Consider the following 21,637-nt stretch of genomic DNA (forward strand, 5'->3'; position numbering starts at 1 on the left):
CTCAGTCGCCCTGTTTCTTGCTGTCATCTTGCGGGGTGATTTTTTCAATAGCGATCTGCGCACCAGCAATTGCCCGGATACGCAATTCACGGGGGTGTTTGCCCAGAAACTCGTTGACGGCCCGGATCACGCCATCACCCCACCAGCCGCGACGGTGGTAATCATCGAACGCCATGATCCCACCCGATTTGATCTTGGGAAACAACGCCTCCAGGTCCGCAGTAACGCCCTCGTAAGAATGATCCCCATCGACATAGGCAAATGAAATGCTTTCATCGTCAAAGAGCTTTAATGCCGGCACCGAGAAATCGCGAATGATGCCAACCTTGCCTTCCTCGATCTCTTTTTCGAAGGACGTGACGACCTTCTGGAAGATTGCTTCCATCTTTTCGTCTTCAGTCCGGCCGACAAACGCCGTTGTGTGCGATTCCTCGCCGATATGTTTCCAAGGATCGATCAGAAACAACTGACTGGGTTCAAGCAATTTCAGGATTGTCGGAGAAAACTCGCCCTGCCAGACACCGATCTCAACAGCCACCCCGCCCTTGGGAAGGCGCGTCAGGAACGTACGACGGATCGCGTCTTTTGTATTCTTGCGCTTGGTTGCCTTGTCTGCGTTCGGTTTATTCTGGCTGCCGGGAACAGCACCGATCACTCTGGGTTCGTTTGACATCTCGACCTCACTTGCAGACGGGTATTGATTTCTCGCGAAACCCGTTTTGTTAATTGGGCAATGGCTAACATGTCGTTGCTTCAAGAACCAGAAGCTATGTGTCGTTTTTGGAAAGTGGTGGCAACTTGTCGATACCAAGCCACGGAGGCTCGAGGCTTGTAATCCGATAGTCACTCGCTTTGCTCGCGAGAAAACGGTTAATCGCCGAAGACATGCCGGAATAAGACCCTTTGCCCCGCCTGTAGGATGTAAAGGCGATACTTCCGCCCGGAGCCAGAACCCTGTCGATCCGGTTCAACAGCTGCAACATGACACGCTCGGCCCGAACCCCGCGTATGATCACGACGCCAACGCTTTGATCTTCAAACAGCTTCAGCATCAAAGGCGGCAGCGCCCGGTAGACCCTCAGACGCCCCGCGATGATCGGTTCTCGGAAGTACTCCAGCAATGCATAGAAGGTGCGATCCAGGGCCTGAAGTTTAGGATCTTGCGTCGCATCCTCACAGGTAAAGCTGTCCCAGGACAGCCCCCACGGCCCTATGATCGTCAATCGCGCGACTGCATCCAATGCGAGTATTTCTTCAACGATTTCGGTTTCAACATGCCCGATCAAAACCCAGTTCTTCTTGCCACTGATCGAGCTCAGAAAACTTTGGCGCTGGACTTTTGTTCTTTCAATTTCCGGAGACACCGCGGGCAGGAAAGCAGGATCTTTGGGGTCAAACGGCAATTCAACCTGCTTTGCATTGGTGATACTCGCGTGCTGCGCTGCTGCTGTCTCGTGATCCATGGATGTTCCCAAAGAATCGAGCCGCACGAACCAAGGAAAGCTATTAGGTTTTGAGTTTGTCGCCTTGGACATTTTACCAAGGCGCGTCCATTTCGCGACCTGCGCGAACGTAACTTCGGGGTCTTCGTATGTAGATGCATCAAAAGACAGATCGGCCTCTTCCATCACGCCTAGATCCAGCGCCTTTACATACCGCCCCCCACCAAAGTTCCTATAGCGTTTTATGAACTTCTGAGCAGCCTCAGTTTCTCGGATATCCGCAATGCGTGTTTTATGATAAGTTACTGCTTTTTCGTGCAAATCTAGCAAAATAGGATCTGCACACAATCTTACATACATCTGGGAAAGGCGTTCAATCTTGGACAGAATCGAGGTTTCCTCAACCACGTTGAAGCAGTGCATGTGCCAATACGCCTGCCCCGTCCCCTCCATTTTCGGGTGAAACTTTGTCGTCCTCACATCTCCACGCAAACGCTTCATCAGATAGCTCTCGATAGACCTGACCGCGTAGTGGTTCATCCTGAAAAACTGTCGCCCAAAAGCGGCGCCGGTAGTCCAATGCGCCCATCCATGCCGTCGCACGGCTGGAGGCAAGGGATCACCATCCCCATCCAGCCAGACAAAACGATCGGCTTTACCCTTTACAGGCCAGCGCGGTCGGTGCGTGTCGATCATTCGATAGGTGCCGTTGTTTTTGTAAAGTGATTTAAACGCTCGCAAATTATGCGGGGTTACGACGCCAAGCTCGGCAGCTCGCGTGAATTGTTCGGTCACAAAGCGATCTTCGAAATCAACGATACCATTATGTCCGAACAACTGCCAAAGAGCGACAAACCCATGGGCATAAGGAAAAGCACGAAACAGATCGTCCAACGTCCCGTCCCCAACACGGATGTCTAAGAACTCATCTACATCACAAACCAGAATCCACTCGGCCTCAGCGCACCAGGGATGTTCCATAGCGTTCGCATAGGCCGACGCCTGCGGCCCATGCTTCCAGGGACCGGGGTTATCGATATGCGCCAGAAAACCCAGCTCCTCGCATCTTTTCAGGATCGCGTCGGTGCCGTCGGAACAGTCATTCGAATTGACAATGAAATGTGTGAACCCGATCGAAAGGTAATAGGCGATCCATTCAAGGATGAACGGCCCCTCGTCTTTCATCGTTGATATGACAAGTCTCATCGCACCTACCCGCAATTACGGCCCGCAAATTCAGGACGAAGGGAAAAATCGCATCATTGCAGAGGTATGGCGCGCTTCCCGACACCTGGCTTAGTTACGGGCCACAGATTTGCAATGCAAGAGAACAGACCAGAACGGCAAAGTCAGCTTCGCGAAAGCTGATCCGCGCTTCACAGGATGCGAAAAGATTTGGTGCGGTCGAGAAGACTCGAACTTCCACGGGAGTTACCCCACAGCGACCTCAACGCTGCGCGTCTACCAATTCCGCCACGACCGCACTGCCAGTGACTTGGTAGAGCGGCGTATAGACGTTGGCGCGCGCGATGTGAAGAGGCAAAAACACGCTGGTTTAAAAACCTTCGCGGCAGCCTTATCTAAGCCGGTAAACAACACAGTTTCGATCTGACAGGAGCCGCAGATGACCTCGCCCGACACCCGCCCCATCATCCAAATCGATATCGTGTCAGACGTCGTGTGCCCGTGGTGCATAGTCGGGTTTCGCCAGCTTGATGCGGCATTGAAACAGCAGGGCATCCAAGCCCAACTTCGCTGGCACCCGTTCGAATTGAACCCGAACATGCCGCCTGAAGGGCAGAACCTGCGGGAACACATCACTGAGAAATATGGCTCGACCCCTGAACAGAGCCAGCAGGCACGCGACAGGCTAACGGCGATCGGGGCGGAACTGGGGTTCACCTTCAACTTTGATGAAGACAGCCGGATCGTGAATACATTCAAGGCGCATCAGTTGCTGGATTGGGCCGAAGGTCAGGGCCTGCAACATCAATTGAAACTTGCGCTTTTCGACGCGTATTTCACCCGGCAACAGGATGTTTCCGACATTGAGGTTCTGTTGCAGGCTGTTACTTCTGCCGGGCTGAACCCTGATTCCGCACGGCAGGTGCTTGAGACCGGGGAGCATATCGCTTTGGTGCGAGAGAAACAGCAGTTCTGGACCAGCCGGGGGATCTCTGGTGTGCCGTCCATGGTATTTGGCGGAAAATACCTGCTGACGGGCGCACAAGGGGTCGATACCTATTCTCGGGTGCTGCAACAGTGTTTGGCCGAAGCGGCCTGACTCCTCTTCCCCTGCCCGCTTTGGGCGGATATGAGGCCGCCATGGAATGGAAAATCACCGATGGTCTGACCAGTTATGACGACGCCACCACCTTTATGGAGGCGCGCGTCGCCGGGATTGCGCGCGGTGACGCGGCGGAGTGCATCTGGTTGCTGGAACACCCGCCACTTTATACGGCAGGCACGTCGGCAAAGATCGAAGACCTGACCGATCCTGACCGCTTTCCGGTTTATGCAAGCAAACGCGGCGGCGAGTACACCTATCACGGGCCAGGTCAGCGTGTGGCCTATGTCATGCTGGACCTGAACAAGCGCGGGCGCGATGTGCGCCAACTTGTGAAGCAGCTGGAAAACTGGGTGATATCAGCACTGGCCGAATTCAACGTGCACGGCGAAATACGCGACGGGCGCGTTGGTGTCTGGGTGCGGCGCGACGACAAACCGCTGACGGTGACCGGCAAACCGGCAGAGGACAAGATCGCGGCAATTGGCTTGCGTTTGCGAAAATGGGTCAGTTTTCATGGCATTTCGGTCAATGTCGAACCGGACCTGGAGCATTTTTCAGGCATTGTTCCCTGCGGGATCAGCGAATACGGCGTGACCTCGTTGGTGGATCTGGGGCTTCCGGTCACAATGGATGATCTTGATGCGGCCTTGAAGAAAACCTTTGAAGAGGTTTTTGGCGCTTCGGAAACCTGATTCTGTCTGGGGTTCAGCAGTCGTCGAATCAGATTCTGTCGCTCCCTGATACAACAATATGGATGGGCGGAAGGCTCTGTTTCCGAAACACGTCGCAATTTACCAAGAACGATCCAGTTTTACGGTATTCTTTAGGCAAATTTTAATTCTCTGGGATACACCGGAGTTGTTAACGAGTAATATGAAACTGCCAATCAAGAGTGAGTGGTATGTTAAACCGGTGATCAAGGGCTCGCCCTCGAAATCCGAGAAGTGTTTGGTTACGAGTCTGCCGTTCCGACCCCAAATCGGAACGGCAATTCATTTCCCCCTTCCCGCTTAATCTTATGGCCAATTCGCGTTGCAAGGGAGCAGGCGATTTCTGCGTTATCCTGCTATTGAGTCACTTGGTCGGTCCCAAGGAGGGGTTTCGGGTTTTCTTGTCTCCGGTCACGACGATATGCGCGGGCGGGTGTGGGTAATTGTCAGGATTATCACCTCACAAACAGACCGTAAGATATTGACTACAAAGCTATTTGTATCTTCTCCGCATGTTCGGCAATCAGGTCGAAATCACCCATTTTACCAGGTGGGCGCATCGACACGCCGTCATGACGCGGCAGGATGTGAAAATGGAGGTGGAAAACCTCCTGCCCGCCTGCGGTTTCGTTGAATTGCTGAATGGTTACACCGTCCGCCTCGAAGGCTTTCATCACTGCACGAGCCATCTTTTGAACGGTGTTCATAACCGCCGCCAGTTGGTCGGGCGTGGCATCCAGCACATTGCGGCAGGGCGTTTTGGGGATCACCAGCAAATGCCCATCAGCGCGCGGCATGATGTCCATGAAGGCCAATGTTTCGGCGTCTTCGTAAACTTTTGACGAAGGTATCTCGCCGCGCAGAATTTTGGCGAAGATGTTGTCGGGATCATAATCCATGGTTGCCATCCGTTCCTTGAGGGGCTTTCGACCGAGTTGTGGTCCACCCGCCCTGCGGGGTCAAGTCGGGGGGTTGAGCCCTGAAATGTACAAATTGTACCGGGTTTTCAGAGGGGGTTGTACGTTTTGTACAAACCGCTTGGCATGAGATCACTTCGTCAGAGACAGATGGGGGACGTTCCCGACATGAGTTATCTGTCTGCGCCGCAGAGCACAGGTTTCGCATCTCTTAAATTGGCTAAAACTGGTTAAGTTTTTGAATACTTCATACAACATAAGTCAAAGGTCCGCTGCGCGGGACGAAGTCAGCTTTCGCCACATCTACTCCAATGGCTGCTTTCAGAACGGCGACGTTATGCGGATTTTCTGGCGCTAACCACGAACTGCGTTATGGAAAAGAAAAAACGTCCATCCCGGGAAAGCTCGATCTGCTCATCAAACCAAGCGTTAGCGATGTCGGGATCAACGTGATTGTTAGCAGTCGCGTACTGCCTCATGAGTTGCATCATCATGATCGCAAGACCGTCAGGTTTCAGAACATGATCGACGAGCGTGACCGGTGCAACATTTTCCACATGATGACCTTGCTCTTTCAGGATGCCCGGCAAGCGTTCAGGGACGTCGCCAGCCACGAAGTGCCTATCCCACGAAGCCTTGATTTTTGCCATTCGTTCGGGGTCCTCGCTGAACCAGATGAAACTCCCGAAGTGCAAATCACTGACAACCAGACGCCCACCGGGTTTCAGGCAACGCATCGCTTCGGAAATCGCACCCTCGATACCATCGACATATTCGAACACCTGAACCGAGACGGCTTTGTCGGCTATCGCGTCGACCAGAGGTAGCGAATTGGCGAGACCCTCCACAAACTCGACGTTAGGATAGTCTTGGCATCGCTTTTCTCCGACGGACCGCATATCTCTACTTGGGTCGATGCCGATGACACGACCTTCAGGCCCGACCGCACGGGCCAATTCTGCAGTCAGCAAGCCGTTGCCGCACCCGATGTCAACAATGGTTTCTCCGGGATTTGGTCGAAGCGCGTCGAACGAGGCTTGGCGCCGGCGCGTAATGTCTGCGCCTTGATAGGCAATATCAAGCAATCTTGTCGTCTCTGAATCGAAAGCAAGCACTTCTCTCCCCCGGGGCACTCCCTTGACAATCTCTTTATCCTATCGATTCACAGCCAATCCACCAACCGCTACAATTATAGCGGGATCGCGGACGCCGACATTCGCGCGCTTCGCAGCATCCAACGATATGGCCTCAATACCCCCTTCCCTGCCCTCGATCCTGCGGAGTGGGCCGACGGCAGGCGGCATGATGACAGGTACCAGATCCGCAGTGTCACCAGCCCCCCCGAACGCTCAGATCCCGGCTTCTCGAACACCCGTTTTCAAGGGGGGTGCGGCCATTTATCTTGATCCAGATCAAACTCGGCCATTGAAGGTCGCCCCTACGCATTCTAAAACCAGCAGGAATCCCGCGCGTTGGAGAGGTCCGGCTGCGCGGTGTAGTTGCAACAGGAGGCACCTATAATGGCAGACGCAGCCATTCATGGTCACGACCATGAAGACCAGCGCAGCTTTTTCCAGCGCTGGTTCATGTCGACCAACCACAAGGACATCGGGATTCTGTACCTGATCGTTTCGGCTCTGGCCGGTCTGATCTCGGTTCTGATGACCGTTTACATGCGGCTTGAACTGATGCACCCCGGTGTTCAGTACATGTGCCTGGAAGGCTTCATGGCCGACCCGTGTACGCCCAACGGGCATCTGTGGAACGTGATGATCACCTATCACGGTGTTCTGATGATGTTCTTTGTTGTCATCCCTGCCCTGTTCGGCGGATTTGGCAACTATTTCATGCCGTTGCAGATCGGCGCGCCGGATATGGCGTTCCCGCGGATGAACAACCTGTCCTTCTGGCTTTATGTTGCTGGTACCTCGCTGGGTGTGGCCTCGCTGCTGAGCCCGGGTGGTAACGATCAGATGGGTTCGGGCGTGGGCTGGGTTCTGTACCCGCCGCTGTCCACGACCGAGGGCGGCATGTCCATGGACCTTGCGATCTTTGCCGTGCACGTATCGGGCGCCTCCTCGATCCTCGGCGCGATCAACATGATCACCACCTTCCTGAACATGCGTGCCCCCGGCATGACCCTGTTCAAGGTGCCGCTGTTCAGCTGGTCGATCTTCGTCACCTCGTGGCTGATTCTACTGTCGCTGCCGGTTCTGGCGGGCGCGATCACCATGTTGCTGATGGACCGCAACTTTGGCTTTACCTTCTTTGATCCGGCCGGTGGCGGTGACCCGATCCTGTATCAGCACATCCTGTGGTTCTTTGGCCACCCGGAAGTGTATATCGTGATCCTGCCCGGTTTCGGCATCATCAGCCATGTCATCGCGACCTTCTCGCGCAAGCCGATCTTTGGCTACCTGCCGATGGTCTGGGCGATTATCGCAATCGGTGTGCTGGGCTTTGTCGTGTGGGCGCACCACATGTACACCGTTGGCATGTCGCTGCGTCAGCAGGCCTATTTCATGCTGGCCACGATGGTCATCGCGGTTCCGACGGGCGTTAAGGTCTTCTCTTGGATCGCGACCATGTGGGGCGGTTCCATCGAGTTCAAGACACCGATGCTGTTTGCCTTCGGCTTCCTGTTCCTGTTCACCGTTGGCGGTGTGACCGGTGTGGTGCTGTCGCAGGCTGGCGTGGACCGCGCCTATCACGACACCTACTATGTGGTTGCGCATTTCCACTATGTGATGAGCTTGGGTGCTGTCTTTGCGATCTTTGCGGGGATGTATTTCTACTTCGCAAAAATGACCGGTCGCCAGTATTCCGAGTTCTGGGGCAAGGTTCACTTCTGGATGTTCTTCATCGGCGCCAACCTGACCTTCTTCCCGCAGCACTTCCTGGGTCGTCAGGGCATGCCGCGCCGCTACATCGACTATCCCGAAGCGTTCGCGCAGTGGAACTATGTTTCGTCGATCGGTGCGTTTATCTCGTTCGCCTCGTTCCTGCTGTTCTTCGGCATCGTGATCTACGCCCTGCTGCGTGGCGCACGCGAGACACGGCCCAACTACTGGAACGAGTATGCGGATACGCTGGAATGGACCCTGCCCACCCCACCGCCCGAGCACACGTTCGAGCAGCTGCCCAAGCAGGAAGACTGGGACAAGGGCCACGCGCACTGATCCCGATCTGAACCAAGAAAACCCCGCCCAGGTGGCGGGGTTTTTCTTTGCCCTCACCCCGCGTTCGCCAACTGCCCCGAAATCGGCTATGATGTGCGGACGGAACAGTCGGAGGGTCGGCAATGCCCGAGATCGACTTTTGGTATTCCATTGGCAGCACGTACAGCTTCCTGACCGTGATGCGTCTGGACGAATGGTGTGCCCAGCATGACGCCACGGTGAACTGGCGCCCGTTCAATGTGCGCACGGTGATGTCGGCCCAGCAGAACATCCCTTTTGCCGGAAAGCCTGTGAAATCGGCTTACATGTGGCGCGACATCGAACGCCGCTGTGCCAAGTACCACATCCACGCCAACCTGCCCGCGCCTTATCCGATTTCCAATCTGGCATTGGCCAATCAGGTTGCGGTGCTTGGGATGAAGGATGGCTGGGGCGTGACGTTCACCCAAACGCTCTATCGCATCTGGTTCGAGGAAGGGGTGGAGGCCGGTCGCGAAAGTGCGCTGTCCGAGGCGCTTTTGCGGTGTCAGCAGGACCCCCGACTGACCCTGGCGCGCGCGCAAGGCGACGACATCGTCGCAGCCCTTGAGGCGGAAACCGAAACCGCCGTCAAACTGGGTGTTTTCGGCGCCCCCAGCTTTGTCGTCCGGCAGGAGGTGTTCTGGGGTGACGATCGTCTGGATGACGCCCTGTCCTGGTCTCGGGTCGGCCACGTCGTCTGATCAAAACCCGTCGACACGAGGCCGCGCTGCGCTATGTTCGCCGTATGCCCTACACGTGGAATCAGACCTCGGAAACCGAACAGGAACTGCGGCTTTGGCCGCATAACTCGCTGCCGCCGCGAGGGGCGATGATCACGATATTGTCGGTGTTCCTGTTTGGCCTGATCCCATTGCTGGCCACGCTTGGTTCCGTGATCCTGTGGGGATTGCTGCCGTTCCTGCTGATCACTGTGCTGGGGCTTTGGCTGGCCATCAAGACCAACTACCGCGCCCGCAGTGTTTTCGAGGTTCTGACCCTGTCGGGCACACATGCGCGGCTGGTGCACCACACCCCCGGCAAAGAGCAGCACGAATGGTCTTGCAACCGCTATTGGGCGCGACCGGCGATGCACGAGAAAGGCGGCCCGGTTCCGCATTATGTCACCCTTGTCGGAGACGGGCGCGAGGTCGAAATCGGGGCGTTTCTGTCCGAAGATGAGCGGATCACGCTTTATGACGAGCTGGTCCTAAGACTGCGCGAGCCGATCGCGCAGTAGCAATTCACGGGGCCCAGTGCCTCAGCAATCGCCGTTTGAGGCTGCGCACAGGTGATCCTTGACCATCGGACCGACCTTGCCGAAATCCATCCGGCCGGTATAGCGCGTCTTCAACTCGCCCATCACCTTGCCCATATCGCGGATCGAACCCGCGCCGGTTGCCGTAATGGCGGTTTGAATGGCCTTGCTGACCTCATCGTCGTCCAGCTGTTTGGGCAGAAATTCCTCGATCACCTCAACTTCGCGAATCTCGCGTTCGGCCAGATCCAGGCGACCGCCCTCTTCGTAGGCGCGGGCGCTTTCCTTGCGCTGTTTGGTCATTTTGCCAAGGATTTCAAGAACCTCTGCGTCGCTGCATCCCTTTGCTTCTTCATTGTCGGACGCACGTGCCGCGATATCGCGGTCTTTGATGGCGGCGTTGATCAACCGCAGCGTCGACAGACGCTCGGCTGCTTTGTCTTTCATTGCTTGCTTCAGGGCGGCATTCACCCGTGATCGCATGTCCATTTGGTTTGTCCATCCCCATGACAACGGAACCCCGACCATATAGAAACAAAAAGCCTGATACAACCGGGGGTCGATCCATCTAACCCATTGAAAAACAACAACAGCCTAAAAATTGAACAGACTTGACCCAGACGCCCAACCCCCTTAGGTATGCGCCGATTTACCCTACAGGAGAGTCGCGCCATGGCCCCAAATGCCCCGTCCAAGCCCACCGCATGTCTGGCTTTGGCCGATGGAACCCTGTTTTACGGCGCAGGCTTCGGCGCGACCGGGCAAACCGTGGCCGAGCTGTGCTTTAACACGGCGATGACCGGATATCAGGAGATCATGACCGACCCGTCTTATGCCGGGCAGATCGTGACCTTCACCTTCCCTCATATCGGCAATGTCGGCGTGAACCCCGAGGATGACGAAACCGGTGATCCGGTCGCCGCTGGCATGGTTGTGAAATGGGATCCGACCGAGCCATCGAACTGGCGCTCGGCCGAGGAGCTCAAGGGCTGGCTGGCGCGTCGGGGGCGCATCGCCATCGGTGGCGTTGATACCCGCCGCCTGACCCGGGCCATCCGCCAGCAAGGTGCGCCGCATGTGGCGCTGGCCCATGATCCCGAGGGAAATTTCGACATCGAGGCGCTGGTCGCCGCCGCGCGCGGTTTTGCCGGGCTGGAGGGCATGGACCTGGCCAAGGAAGTCACCTGCGCCCAAAGCTATCGCTGGGATGAGATGAGGTGGGCCTGGCCGGATGGGTACCAGCGTCAGAAGGCTCCTGCCCACAAGGTTGTTGCCGTTGACTATGGCGCCAAGCGCAACATCCTGCGCTGCCTCGCATCCGCCGGATGTGATGTTACCGTTCTGCCCGCGACTGCCACCGCAGCCGACGTGCTGGCACATCAGCCCGACGGTGTGTTCCTGTCGAACGGCCCCGGCGATCCGGCAGCAACAGGCGAATACGCCGTGCCGATGATCAAAGAGATTCTGGAGACGACAGACCTGCCTGTGTTCGGCATCTGCCTTGGACACCAGATGCTGGCGCTGGCGCTGGGTGGTCAGACGGTCAAAATGAACCACGGCCACCATGGCGCAAACCACCCGGTCAAGGATCTGGACACCGGCAAAGTCGAGATCACGTCGATGAACCACGGTTTCGCTGTCGATGCGCAATCCCTGCCCGATGGCGTCGTGGAAACCCACCGGTCGCTGTTTGACGGCTCGAACTGCGGTATCCGCATGGCGGACCGGCCGGTTTATTCGGTGCAACACCACCCCGAGGCATCGCCCGGACCGCAGGACAGTTTCTATCTGTTCGAGCGCTTTGCCGAGGCCATGGAAAAGAAGAAAGAGCAAGCATAACTGCTTGTCTGTGCAGTGTTAACCGGGCGTTAACCCTGATCGAACAACCCTGAGTGCAGGTAACTGCGCCAGGGTTTTGTTATGGCTGAGCTTAATCTTCTGGATTTCACGTCCGCCGCACCGATCCCCGCGCCCGGGTATCGGAAGCCGCTGGGTACCTGCCTGCTGGAAACCGGGGCCATCACCCGATCCCAGCTGGACCATGCGCTGAGCCAGCAAACCAGACAGAACGCTCCGCTGGGAGAGATACTGGTCGGCGAAGGCTATGCCACCCGGCAGGACGTGTTGCGCGCGCTGTCCGCACAATCCGGCTGGCAGATTGCGGATCTTGAACACATCCCGCCGATGCCGGAACTGAGCGGGTTGATGCCGGTCGACTTCTGGCTGAAACACAATGTCATCCCCTGGATGCGGATTGGCCCCCTTGTTTTGGTGGCCACGGCCCGGCCGGACCGGTTCGCAACCGTGACCGCCGAAATGCGCGAATGCGAATATGCCGTGATCCCGGTGCTGGCGGCATCCGATCAGATCGACCGCACAATTGCGCGGCAATTCTCGGGATCTTTGGCCAGATCGGCGGAAACGCGGGTTGATCCCGCGCAAAGCTGCCGCAACTGGACCCTCAGGTCGCGCGTGGGGCCTTCGGTGGCCCTGTTGTGTGTGCTGGGGCTGTTTGCCGTGTTCCCGTCCTTTGGCCTGCTGGCGATGCTGGGCATGGCTGTGGGAACTCTGGTGCTTTTTGCCGTCTTTCGGACGGCTGGCACGCTGGCTTATCTTTGGCATCGCCTGAGAACACAGCCGGATAACACCGAAGCTGCCATCACATTGCGGCGGCCCTGCGTGTCGATAATGGTGCCATTGTACAAGGAGCGCGAGATTGCAAATGCTCTGGTGCACAGGCTGCAGCGGCTGACCTATCCCAAGGCGTTGCTGGATGTCATCCTTGTGCTTGAGGAAAAGGATGACGTGACGCGCAATGCCCTTGCACAGGTGAGCCTGCCCAGATGGATGCGCATCGTCGAGGTGCCTGAGCTGAACGGACTGACCACCAAGCCGCGCGCCATGAATTACGCGCTGGATTTCTGCCGGGGCGACTTCGTTGGCGTCTGGGACGCAGAGGACGCCCCGCAACCGGATCAGATCGAGCGCGTGGTGGCGCATTTCACCCAGGCCGCGCCGGATGTTGTGTGCCTGCAGGGGGTTCTGGATTACTACAACCCGCGCACCAACTGGCGGTCACGCTGCTTTACCATTGAATACAACAGCTGGTTCCGCGTGATCCTGCCGGGGATCGCCCGCATGGGGCTGGTGGTGCCACTTGGGGGAACCACGTTCTTTTTCCGTCGCGACAAGCTGTTGGAACTTGGCGGCTGGGATGCCCATAACGTCACCGAGGATGCTGATCTGGGCGTAAGGCTGTGCCGGGCCGGCTACCGGACCGAAATGGTGGATACCACAACATATGAAGAGGCGAATTTCCGGGCCTGGCCCTGGGTCAAACAGCGCTCGCGCTGGCTCAAGGGGTTCATGGTCACGTATCTGGTGCATATGCGCAGCCCGCAAAAGCTGTGGCGTGACCTTGGAGGTGCCAGATTTCTGGGCCTTCAGGCGTTCTTTCTGGGCACGTTGGGGCAATTTCTGCTGGCACCCGTTCTCTGGGTATTCTGGCTGTCGAGTCTGGGGCTGGCCAATCCGATGGGACCTATTCTGCCGCAATCCATCTCAACCGCGCTGATCGGGCTGTTTCTGGTGGCAGAGGGGCTGAGTATCGGCGTTGGCCTGATCGCCGTATCTGCGCGTGAACGGCGGTTTCTTTTGCCTTGGGTTCCGACGATGTTTCTGTATTTCCCGCTGGGCGTGATTGCCGGTTACAAGGCGCTGTGGGAATTGGCGACCAACCCGTTTTTCTGGGACAAAACCCAGCACGGGCAGGCCAGCGAAGACCAGCCGCTGACCTGATAATCACTTGTCGCGGCGGCTTGCGTCCTGTTTCAGGCGCGTCATGAACGCGATCGAGATATGGTCCTTGAGCGCCCGCCCCGCCGCCTCTTCATCGCGCGCGGCAATGGCTTCGACAATGCCTTTATGTTCACTCTGGGCAATCTCTCCGCGCCCCTGCACGGCCAGCGACGTGGTCGCCATCAAGGCCATTGTCCGGTGCACCAGATCAAGCTGTTGGACAAGGTAGCGGTTGTGAGAGGCCAGATGGATCTGTTCGTGAAAGCGCCGGTTGGCACGTGACAGCGCCATCGGATCGCCCACCAGCTTGTCATCTTCGAGAACCATGTCCTGAAGAACCCTGATCTCTTCTTCGGTGGCGTGTTTGGCAGCCAGCCGCGCGGCGAGCCCTTCCAGTTCGCGCCGCACGATATAAAGCTCGGCCATCTGGTTGTGGTCCAGCGACGCCACGATCAGTGACCGACCGTCCCGTTCCAGCAGAGACTGGGTTTCCAGGCGTTGCAACGCTTCGCGGATCGGGGTGCGCGACACCCCGAACCGTTCTGCCAGCTCGCTTTCCACCAGACGATCGCCGGGCTTGTAGACGCCGACATCAATGGCTTCGAGTATCAGGCTATAGGCATCCTTGGTGGGGGATCGGGTCTGGCTCATGGGGTATTCTGTCTCCTCGTTCGGACATGTCTATCCGTCTCTGGGGGCAGCAATCAAGTACGGCATTGAAAACACCCCGCCCGCGCCCTAAACCCAAGCCATGGTCAAACCGTCCTTCAGTCATGTCACGCAATGGGTGTTCGATCTGGATAACACCCTCTATCCGCCGCATATGCAGCTGTTCGATCAGATCGAAGTTCTGATGACGGATTACGTGGTGCAGGCCATCGGCGTGGACCGGGCCGAGGCCGACAGGCTGCGCGGGCAGTACTGGCGCCAATACGGCACTACGCTGGCCGGGTTGATGGCCGAACATGATCTGGACCCCGAGCCCTATCTGCACGCGGTGCATCAGGTGGACATGAGCCATATGGACCCGGATGCAGAGCTGGCCGATCACATTCGCGCCCTGCCCGGACGGCGCATCGTCTACACCAATGGCAGCGCGCCCTACGCCGAGCGGGTTTTGCAGGCGCGCGGGCTTTCGGGGCTGTTTGACGCAATCTATGGCGTCGAACATGCCGGGTATCGGCCAAAGCCCGAGAAAGCCGCCTTTGAAGCCATCTTTGCACAGGATGGCATTCAGGCTGACAAGGCCGCGATGTTCGAGGATGACCCGCGTAATCTGGCCGCCCCGCATGAGATGGGCATGCGCACGGTTCATGTCGCCCCGGACCCGCATGAGGCCGATCACATCCACCATCACACGGATGATCTGACCGCATTTCTGGCCCGCCTGCGGTAGCCTGTCACACTGCGACGATCCGTACGTTCTGCACCCGCATGCGCAGCCCTATATGCGCTGGAGCGACGAACAGAACGGAGAGCCCCATGAGTGCGATCGAGATGCCCGGACGCCTGCCGGTTTGGCAGCGCCTATTCTTTGCAATTCCGGTTTTCGGGTGGCTGGCCCGCGACGCCGCCAACGCCAAGGCGGAGGACCTGTATTACACCGTCGGCGCGGTTCTCAGCATGTGGGGCTGTTCTGCCATGGTGTTTGGTCTTCCCGGCCTTTACATCCCTGCCCTGATGATGGTGCCGGTGATGTTCCTGGTCCTGATCCTGATCTCACGCGGCTGAGATACGGGACAGGATGTCACTTGGCGCAGGGGGTGGAACCGAACTAGGGTCTGCCCGAACTGATGAGAGGCGCCATGACTGACAGTTGTGACATCCTGGTTTCCGGCGGTGGAATCGCCGGTCTGACCGCAGCGGCGGCGTTTGGAACCGCCGGGTTTGACGTGGTGTGCGTAGATCCCGCGCCACCAATCACCGAACGGGATGTGGACGGGTCCGACCTGCGCACCACCGCCTTTCTGCAACCTGCGCGCGGCCTGCTGGAGCAATGCGGCCTCTGGGCACGGCTGGATACCCATGCGGCCCCCTTGCAGATCATGCGTATTGTCGATGCCGGCGGGGACGTGCCCGAACCCCGCGTCATACGCGATTTCAACGCCGCTGACATTTCCGAGCAACCGTTTGGCTGGAACCTGCCCAACTGGCTGTTGCGCCGGGAGATGGTCGCGCGGCTGGCAGAACTGCCGAATGTCGATTTCCGCCCTGGCACCGGGACCGTCAGCCTGTTCACCCGCACTGCCGAAGCCCGCGTTGGCCTGAGCGACGGCAGCCGCATCCACTGCAAGCTGGTGCTGGCCGCAGATGGGCGGAACTCTCCCATGCGCGAGGCCGCCGGTATCAATGTGCATACAACACGGTATGGGCAGAAAGCGCTGGCGTTTGCGGTGACGCATCCTGTTCCTCACGAGAATGTCTCGACCGAGATACACAGGTCTGGCGGGCCGTTCACGCTGGTTCCGCTGCCCGATTGGCAGGGGCAGCCTTCGTCCGCCATTGTCTGGATGGAACGCGGGCCGAATGCCGTTGACCTGTTGACCCTTGATGCCGAAGCGTTTGAGGCTGCGATGACGGAACGGTCCTGTGGCCTGTTGGGCCCCCTGAAGCTGGCATCGCGCCGGACCATCTGGCCGATCATCAGCCAGTCCGCGGAACGGCTGGCGGGTGAGCGCATTGCCCTGATGGCCGAGGCCGCGCATGTGGTGCCACCGATCGGCGCGCAGGGGCTGAACATGTCATTGGGCGATTTGCGCTGTCTTCTGGATCTGGCGCAGTCCCGGCCCGAAGGTCTGGGCGACGCGCAGATGCTGGACGCCTATCACAAGGCGCGCCACACCGAGATCGAGATGCGGGTCAAGGGGATTGACCTGCTGAACCGCGCCTCGATGATCGAGGCGCGCCCGCTGCGGGATGCGCGCGCAATGGGGCTGAGCGCGCTGTATTCCCTGCCGCCTGTGCGCAAGACGCTGATGCAGATGGGCCTTGGCGTTCGCTAAGGCCCGGCCCGTTTACAGAACCTGATCCAGCACGCGTTTCAGGCGCGCGATGGTGGCGTCCACATCATAAAGCTTGTCCAATCCGAACAGGCCCAGACGGAAGGTGCTGAAGCCTTCGGGTTCGTCACATTGCAGCGGCACCCCGGCCGCGATCTGCATCCCCAGAGCGGCAAATTTCTTGCCGTTCTGGATTTCGGGGTCCGATGTGTAGCTGACCACAACGCCGGGCGCGCCGAAACCGTCAGCCGCCACCGAGACAATGCCATACTCCTTCAACATCGCCCGCACGCCGTCGCCCAATGCCCATTGCGCCTTGCGCAGCTTTTCGAACCCGTATCCCCTGGTTTCTGCCATGGTATCGCGGAAAGCCAGCAGCGCATCGGTGGGCATCGTGGCGTGATAGGCGTGACCGCCATTTTCATAGGCCTGCATGATCTGGCGCCACTTCTTCAGGTCGATGGCGAAACTGTCCGAGCTTGTCTGTTCCAGACGCGCCTCGCCCCGTTCGGACAGCATGACCAGACCGGCACAAGGCGATGCGCTCCAGCCCTTTTGCGGGGCCGAGATCAGCACGTCGACGCCGGTGGCTTTCATATCCACCCAGGCACACCCGGATGCGATGCAATCCAGCACCATCAATGCACCCACCTCATGCGCCGCGCTGGCCAGGGCGGTCACATAATCATCCGGCAGGATGACACCCGCCGCCGTTTCAACATGCGGTGCGAACACAACGCCGGGTTTCTGTTCGCGAATCGTTGCGACGACCTCGTCAATCGGTGCGGGCGCAAAGGGGGACGGGCTGGCATTGCCGGTCTCGCGCGCCTTCATCACGGTGGTCGAACTGGTCAGGGCGCCGCTTTCGATGATCTGGCTCCAGCGGTACGAAAACCACCCGTTCCGGACCACAAGAACATCCGCCCCGCGCGCGAATTGCCGGGCAACCGCCTCCATCGCATAGGTACCGCCGCCCGGAATGACGGCCACCCCGTCTGCCTTGTACACCTCTTTCAGCATGGCCGAGATGTCGCGCATTACCCCCTGAAACTTTTGGGACATGTGGTTCAGCGAGCGATCGGTGAATACGACCGAGAATTCTTCGAGCCCGTTCGGGTCAACGTTCTTCAGCAAGGCAGGCATATGGCGTCCTTTCAATATCGTCAGTGCAGTCTTGGTCTCTTTACCTTGGCCAGTAAAGCCATTTCGCGACAAAAAGTGACGCGACGGAATGCGGGTAAAATCGACCCATTCGGTGCTGTATAACACTGGGAACACAAGAAAATGACGCCAACCAGTGTCACTTCCCCTTTACACTTCTGCTTGCTTCTGAACAGATGCGCACACTTTTTACTTGAAGGGATATTTTTCCTGTGACGATACAAAAGCGTATTAACTTCCAGTCCGTTCGAGATGAAGTAAAACGACGTATTGAAAGCCGCGTGTGGCCTCAGGGATCATTGCTGCCGACCGAAACGCAACTGGCCGAAGAATTCAATTGCGCCCGCGCGACGGTGAACCGTGCTCTCAGGGAGCTGGCCGATCAGGGTTTCATCGAACGCAAGCGCAAAAGCGGGACGCGGGTCAAGAAAGAGCCCAGCAAACACGCCAAGCTGGAATTCTCACTGGCGCGGCAGATGGTCGAAAGCCAGAATGCCGCCTATCGCTATGCGCTGGTGGAACGGACTGTCGAGGCCTGCCCCCGCTGGCTGTCCTCTCAGCTTGATGTCCCCGCCGAGACGCGGGTTCTGCATGTCATCTGTATGCATTACGCGGACAACCGCCCGTTCCAGCTTGAAGAGCGCTGGATCAATATCGGAACCGTCCCTGATGTGGAAACCGCCGACCTGACCCAGCAAGGACCGCATGAGTGGCTGCTGAATGCCGCGCCGTTCAACGATGCCGAGGTTGCGTTCTGCGCGATTTCCGCTGACGCAAGGCTGGCGGAATTCATGGGCACCACGGCGGGCGCGTCGATGATCCAGATGGAGCGTACCACCTGGAAAGAAGACAAACCGATCACGTTTGCCCGCCTGACCCATCATCCCGGATATTACATCCGCACCAGATACTAAGGCAGGTCATCCAATCGGTCCGGGCAGCCGTTCCTCGCTCAGCAGGACGTTCGCTTCGACATCGCCAGCGCCGGGCAGCGTCATGATCCGGCGCCGCAACACGCGTTCGAAATCGGACAGGTCCCGCGCCACAACACGCAAGCGGTAGTCGTACAATCCCAGAACATGCTCGACGGTCTGCACTTCGGGGATGGCACTTACGGCGCGTTCGAAATCCTCAAGGCTGATCTGTCCCTTGCGCGCCAGCTTGACCCCCAGAAACACGGTCACACCGAATCCCAGCGCCTCGGCATTCAGACGCAGCCGTCGGCCCTTGATGATCCCGGCGTCCTCCAACCTGCGGATACGCCGCCAGGTGGCGGGCTGAGACAGGTTGAACCTCCGACCCAGGGCACCTGCGCTTTGGGTGGCGTCCTGTTGCAACGCACGCAGCAGACGGCGGTCAATCTCGTCCAGCTCGATCATACCGGTAACACCTCGTCCCGCTTGACCCGCGCGATATGCATCAGCGCTTCGATATCGGCGATATGCGGCAGGGTCAGGATCCGGTCCCGATAAAGCTGCTGATAGTGCTTCATATCCCGCGCTATAACGGACAGCCGGACATCCACCCGTCCCAGAAATGTCTGGATTTCGATCACCTCGGCCACGTTGCGGGCCTCTTCCATAAACTCGTCAAAGGCGCGGGCCTGTGTCTTGTCCAGGGTGATCCGAAGCGAGACTTCGACAGCATAGCCCATCGCGGTCCAGTCGATCACCGCCTCCTGCCCTTCGATGATCCCGGCTGCCTGCATCTTTTCCAGCCTGCGCCAACAGACACCTGCGCTGATCCGGCACAGATCGGCAAGTTCCGCGGTGGTCAGGCTGGGGTTCGCCTGAAAGTGACGCAAAATGCGCCGGTCGATATCGTCAAGCATGATTTTTTCAGTATTTTCCATTTTCAAGAATTATTCTTCATCTTTTTTACAAATACTCAAGCCCAACCCTATCGCCAATCCGACGCACGGCAGGTAGAACCGCCCCAACCAAACCAGAAAGGACCGGCAAAATGCGCGTCTATTACGATCGCGATTGCGACATCAACCTGATCAAAGACAAGAAAGTGGCTATCCTGGGCTATGGCAGCCAGGGTCACGCCCACGCGCTGAACCTGCGCGACTCGGGTGCCAAGAACCTGGTCATCGCCCTGCGCGAAGGCTCGCCCTCGGCCAAGAAAGCCGAAGCGGAAGGTCTGGCAGTGATGGGCATCGCCGAGGCGGCTGCCTGGTGCGACGTCATCATGTTCACCATGCCCGACGAATTGCAGGCCGAGACCTACAAGAAATACGTCCATGACAACATCAAGCCCGGTGCCGCCATCGCGTTTGCCCACGGCCTGAACGTCCATTTCGGCCTGATCGAGCCAAAAGACGGCGTTGACGTCATCATGATGGCCCCCAAAGGCCCTGGCCACACCGTGCGCGGCGAATACACCAAAGGCGGCGGCGTGCCCTGCCTGGTCGCGGTTCACAACGATGCAACCGGCAAGGCGCTGGAAATCGGCCTGTCCTACTGCTCGGCCATCGGTGGCGGCCGCTCGGGCATCATCGAGACCAACTTCCGCGAAGAATGCGAAACCGACCTGTTCGGCGAACAGGCCGTTCTGTGCGGTGGTCTGGTCGAACTGATCCGCTGCGGCTTTGAAACTCTGGTCGAGGCCGGTTACGCACCCGAGATGGCCTATTTCGAGTGTCTGCACGAAGTGAAGCTGATCGTTGACCTGATCTATGAAGGCGGCATCGCCAACATGGATTACTCGATCTCGAACACGGCTGAGTATGGCCAGTATGTCACCGGTCCGCGCATCCTTAAATACGACGAGACCAAGGCCCGCATGAAAGCGGTTCTGGACGACATCCAGCAGGGCAAATTCGTCCGTGACTTCATGCTGGAAAACGCCGTTGGCCAGCCGACCATCAAAGCGTCGCGCCGCGCCAATGACGAGCATATGATCGAAGAGACCGGCGCCAAGCTGCGCGGCATGATGCCGTGGATCTCGGCCGGCAAGATGGTCGACAAAGAAAAGAACTAAACCTGACCGATGTCAAGCAAAGGGCGGCCCAGGCGGTCGCCCTTTTTCATTTTAAGACCGCTTTGGCAAAGCATTCACCCAGAACGATATCCCATCCCATATCGTAGCCGCCGCGCTTTTGGGGCGCTTCATCTGCCCAGACGTCCCAGCCGGAATGCGTCAAGGTGACTTTGGCCTGCCCCGAACCGCAATCCTCAAAACGCACATCGACGCGCGTAGGAGACCCGCTGTTGGTGCCCGGATGCCAGGTGAATGCCACGGATCGGCCGGGATCGATCGCCAGCACTTCGCCCCAGTCAGCACGGGTTCCGTCGAACATGACCTCATAGACCGCGCCACCGATCCGGGGTTCAATAACCACGTCCCTTGCCGGTTGTCCTTGCGATGCGGACACCGCGTGGCTGTCCAGCGGCCACCATGTACCGATGCGGTTGACGAAGATGTCGAAAGCACGCGCAGCTGAGGCACTTACGACAATCGTTTTGACAATCGGGTCTGTCATGGCCTCTCTCCCGCTCTGTTCACCTCATCTGCAAAGCTGTTCATCACGTCGGTCCAGTACCGGTCGAGCCATGCGCGCAGCTCTGCCAGACCTTCGGGGCGCACCGCGTAGATCCGGCGCGTCCCTTTCGCGTGGCATGTCACCAGTCTGGCATCCGACAGCACCTTGAGATGTTGAGAGACGGCCGGTCGGCTTACCGGCAGCTTTGACGCAAGTTCGCCCACTGCCTGAGGCTGGCTGGCGACGGCTTCGAACACCTGCCTGCGGGTTGCATCGCCCAAAGCTGAAAATGTCGAATCGTAAGTCATTGCTTACGGTAAGTACAAACTAACGTTAAGTCAAGATCAGCCCGTGACACCGGCGCGCACGCAGGATAAG

At 58.2% G+C, this 21,637-nt stretch carries 23 protein-coding genes and 1 tRNA gene; 12 read left to right on the forward strand and 12 right to left on the reverse strand.

Annotated elements, in window-relative coordinates:
• Position 1: 1 nt before the first annotated feature.
• The 3 genes from AC2FPW_RS06145 to AC2FPW_RS06155 form a co-directional block, all read right to left on the reverse strand.
• The gene (locus AC2FPW_RS06145; RefSeq protein WP_480476586.1) at positions 2-673 is read right to left on the reverse strand and encodes a class I SAM-dependent methyltransferase; all 672 of its coding nucleotides are present in this window, start codon (positions 671-673) and stop codon (positions 2-4) included.
• A 94-nt stretch (positions 674-767) separates the two neighbouring features.
• Positions 768-2,648 (reverse strand): glycosyltransferase family 2 protein, encoded by a 1,881-nt coding sequence (locus AC2FPW_RS06150; protein ID WP_496812876.1) that lies wholly within the window; start codon positions 2,646-2,648, stop codon positions 768-770.
• 190 nt (positions 2,649-2,838) lie between these two features.
• Positions 2,839-2,925: transfer RNA gene (locus AC2FPW_RS06155), tRNA-Leu, on the reverse strand.
• 141 nt (positions 2,926-3,066) lie between these two features.
• Here AC2FPW_RS06155 and AC2FPW_RS06160 point away from each other — a divergent pair.
• Positions 3,067-3,726 carry a DsbA family oxidoreductase gene (locus AC2FPW_RS06160; protein WP_480481390.1) on the forward strand — a complete coding sequence of 220 codons (660 nt, stop codon included), beginning with the start codon at positions 3,067-3,069 and terminating at the stop codon, positions 3,724-3,726.
• A gap of 41 nt (positions 3,727-3,767) precedes the next feature.
• A complete protein-coding gene (gene lipB, locus AC2FPW_RS06165; RefSeq protein WP_496812877.1) occupies positions 3,768-4,424 on the forward strand; it encodes a lipoyl(octanoyl) transferase LipB in 657 nt (218 codons plus the stop codon).
• 503 nt (positions 4,425-4,927) lie between these two features.
• Here lipB and AC2FPW_RS06170 read toward each other — a convergent pair.
• Together AC2FPW_RS06170 and AC2FPW_RS06175 are read right to left on the reverse strand one after the other, a co-directional pair.
• Entirely contained in the window at positions 4,928-5,350 is a 423-nt protein-coding gene (locus AC2FPW_RS06170) for an HIT family protein (protein ID WP_496812878.1), read from the reverse strand.
• A 344-nt stretch (positions 5,351-5,694) separates the two neighbouring features.
• A complete protein-coding gene (locus AC2FPW_RS06175) occupies positions 5,695-6,474 on the reverse strand; it encodes a methyltransferase domain-containing protein (protein WP_496812879.1) in 780 nt (259 codons plus the stop codon).
• Between the two features lie 405 nt (positions 6,475-6,879).
• Here AC2FPW_RS06175 and ctaD point away from each other — a divergent pair, with 405 nt between their 5' ends.
• From ctaD to AC2FPW_RS06190, 3 genes are all read left to right on the forward strand, one after another.
• Positions 6,880-8,538, forward strand: a complete 1,659-nt coding sequence (gene ctaD / locus AC2FPW_RS06180) for a cytochrome c oxidase subunit I (protein ID WP_267366169.1) — start codon at positions 6,880-6,882, stop codon at positions 8,536-8,538.
• A gap of 122 nt (positions 8,539-8,660) precedes the next feature.
• Positions 8,661-9,260, forward strand: coding sequence for a 2-hydroxychromene-2-carboxylate isomerase (locus tag AC2FPW_RS06185; protein ID WP_480493417.1), 600 nt, complete (start codon positions 8,661-8,663; stop codon positions 9,258-9,260).
• Positions 9,261-9,304: 44 nt separating this feature from the next.
• Positions 9,305-9,796: a DUF2244 domain-containing protein gene (locus tag AC2FPW_RS06190; protein WP_267366167.1), complete on the forward strand. Its 492-nt coding sequence runs from the start codon at positions 9,305-9,307 to the stop codon at positions 9,794-9,796.
• 21 nt (positions 9,797-9,817) lie between these two features.
• Here AC2FPW_RS06190 and AC2FPW_RS06195 read toward each other — a convergent pair whose 3' ends face one another.
• Positions 9,818-10,303, reverse strand: coding sequence for a GatB/YqeY domain-containing protein (locus AC2FPW_RS06195; RefSeq protein ID WP_267366166.1), 486 nt, complete (start codon positions 10,301-10,303; stop codon positions 9,818-9,820).
• Between the two features lie 183 nt (positions 10,304-10,486).
• On the opposite strand from AC2FPW_RS06195, the gene carA reads away from it, so the two are divergent.
• Positions 10,487-11,653 carry a glutamine-hydrolyzing carbamoyl-phosphate synthase small subunit gene (gene carA / locus AC2FPW_RS06200; RefSeq protein WP_496812880.1) on the forward strand — a complete coding sequence of 389 codons (1,167 nt, stop codon included), beginning with the start codon at positions 10,487-10,489 and terminating at the stop codon, positions 11,651-11,653.
• A gap of 81 nt (positions 11,654-11,734) precedes the next feature.
• Positions 11,735-13,612, forward strand: coding sequence for a glycosyltransferase (locus tag AC2FPW_RS06205; protein WP_496812881.1), 1,878 nt, complete (start codon positions 11,735-11,737; stop codon positions 13,610-13,612).
• A gap of 3 nt (positions 13,613-13,615) precedes the next feature.
• Here AC2FPW_RS06205 and AC2FPW_RS06210 read toward each other — a convergent pair whose 3' ends face one another.
• Positions 13,616-14,263: a GntR family transcriptional regulator gene (locus AC2FPW_RS06210; protein ID WP_267363400.1), complete on the reverse strand. Its 648-nt coding sequence runs from the start codon at positions 14,261-14,263 to the stop codon at positions 13,616-13,618.
• 100 nt (positions 14,264-14,363) lie between these two features.
• Here AC2FPW_RS06210 and AC2FPW_RS06215 point away from each other — a divergent pair, with 100 nt between their 5' ends.
• The 3 genes from AC2FPW_RS06215 (at position 14,364) to AC2FPW_RS06225 (ending at position 16,614) form a co-directional block, all read left to right on the forward strand.
• Positions 14,364-15,008 carry a pyrimidine 5'-nucleotidase gene (locus AC2FPW_RS06215; RefSeq protein ID WP_480476564.1) on the forward strand — a complete coding sequence of 215 codons (645 nt, stop codon included), beginning with the start codon at positions 14,364-14,366 and terminating at the stop codon, positions 15,006-15,008.
• Positions 15,009-15,094: 86 nt separating this feature from the next.
• The gene (locus AC2FPW_RS06220) at positions 15,095-15,343 is read left to right on the forward strand and encodes a hypothetical protein (protein ID WP_209504235.1); all 249 of its coding nucleotides are present in this window, start codon (positions 15,095-15,097) and stop codon (positions 15,341-15,343) included.
• Positions 15,344-15,417: 74 nt separating this feature from the next.
• On the forward strand, positions 15,418-16,614 hold the full coding sequence (locus tag AC2FPW_RS06225) for a UbiH/UbiF family hydroxylase (protein ID WP_496812882.1): 1,197 nt from the start codon (positions 15,418-15,420) through the stop codon (positions 16,612-16,614).
• A 12-nt stretch (positions 16,615-16,626) separates the two neighbouring features.
• Here AC2FPW_RS06225 and AC2FPW_RS06230 read toward each other — a convergent pair whose 3' ends face one another.
• Positions 16,627-17,754: an aminotransferase class V-fold PLP-dependent enzyme gene (locus tag AC2FPW_RS06230; RefSeq protein WP_496768534.1), complete on the reverse strand. Its 1,128-nt coding sequence runs from the start codon at positions 17,752-17,754 to the stop codon at positions 16,627-16,629.
• A gap of 230 nt (positions 17,755-17,984) precedes the next feature.
• Between AC2FPW_RS06230 and hutC the strand changes: the two genes are divergently transcribed.
• The gene (gene hutC / locus AC2FPW_RS06235; RefSeq protein WP_480898434.1) at positions 17,985-18,686 is read left to right on the forward strand and encodes a histidine utilization transcriptional repressor HutC; all 702 of its coding nucleotides are present in this window, start codon (positions 17,985-17,987) and stop codon (positions 18,684-18,686) included.
• Between the two features lie 6 nt (positions 18,687-18,692).
• On the opposite strand, the gene AC2FPW_RS06240 is transcribed toward hutC, so the two are convergent.
• The gene (locus tag AC2FPW_RS06240) at positions 18,693-19,151 is read right to left on the reverse strand and encodes an Lrp/AsnC family transcriptional regulator (protein WP_209504239.1); all 459 of its coding nucleotides are present in this window, start codon (positions 19,149-19,151) and stop codon (positions 18,693-18,695) included.
• On the reverse strand, positions 19,148-19,603 hold the full coding sequence (locus tag AC2FPW_RS06245; RefSeq protein ID WP_267363387.1) for an Lrp/AsnC family transcriptional regulator: 456 nt from the start codon (positions 19,601-19,603) through the stop codon (positions 19,148-19,150). The genes AC2FPW_RS06240 and AC2FPW_RS06245 overlap by 4 nt, the downstream gene beginning before the upstream one ends.
• Positions 19,604-19,734: 131 nt before the next feature.
• Between AC2FPW_RS06245 and ilvC the strand changes: the two genes are divergently transcribed.
• Positions 19,735-20,757: a ketol-acid reductoisomerase gene (gene ilvC, locus AC2FPW_RS06250; protein ID WP_267363386.1), complete on the forward strand. Its 1,023-nt coding sequence runs from the start codon at positions 19,735-19,737 to the stop codon at positions 20,755-20,757.
• A 46-nt stretch (positions 20,758-20,803) separates the two neighbouring features.
• Here ilvC and AC2FPW_RS06255 read toward each other — a convergent pair whose 3' ends face one another.
• Together AC2FPW_RS06255 and AC2FPW_RS06260 are read right to left on the reverse strand one after the other, a co-directional pair.
• Complete coding sequence (locus AC2FPW_RS06255) at positions 20,804-21,259, reverse strand: SRPBCC domain-containing protein (RefSeq protein ID WP_496812883.1); 456 nt, start codon at positions 21,257-21,259, stop codon at positions 20,804-20,806.
• Positions 21,256-21,567 (reverse strand): ArsR/SmtB family transcription factor, encoded by a 312-nt coding sequence (locus AC2FPW_RS06260; protein ID WP_496812884.1) that lies wholly within the window; start codon positions 21,565-21,567, stop codon positions 21,256-21,258. Before AC2FPW_RS06260 ends, AC2FPW_RS06255 begins: the two co-directional genes overlap by 4 nt.
• Between the last annotated feature and the right edge of the window lie 70 nt (positions 21,568-21,637).

Source organism: Ruegeria sp. SATB027, assembly GCF_059613825.1.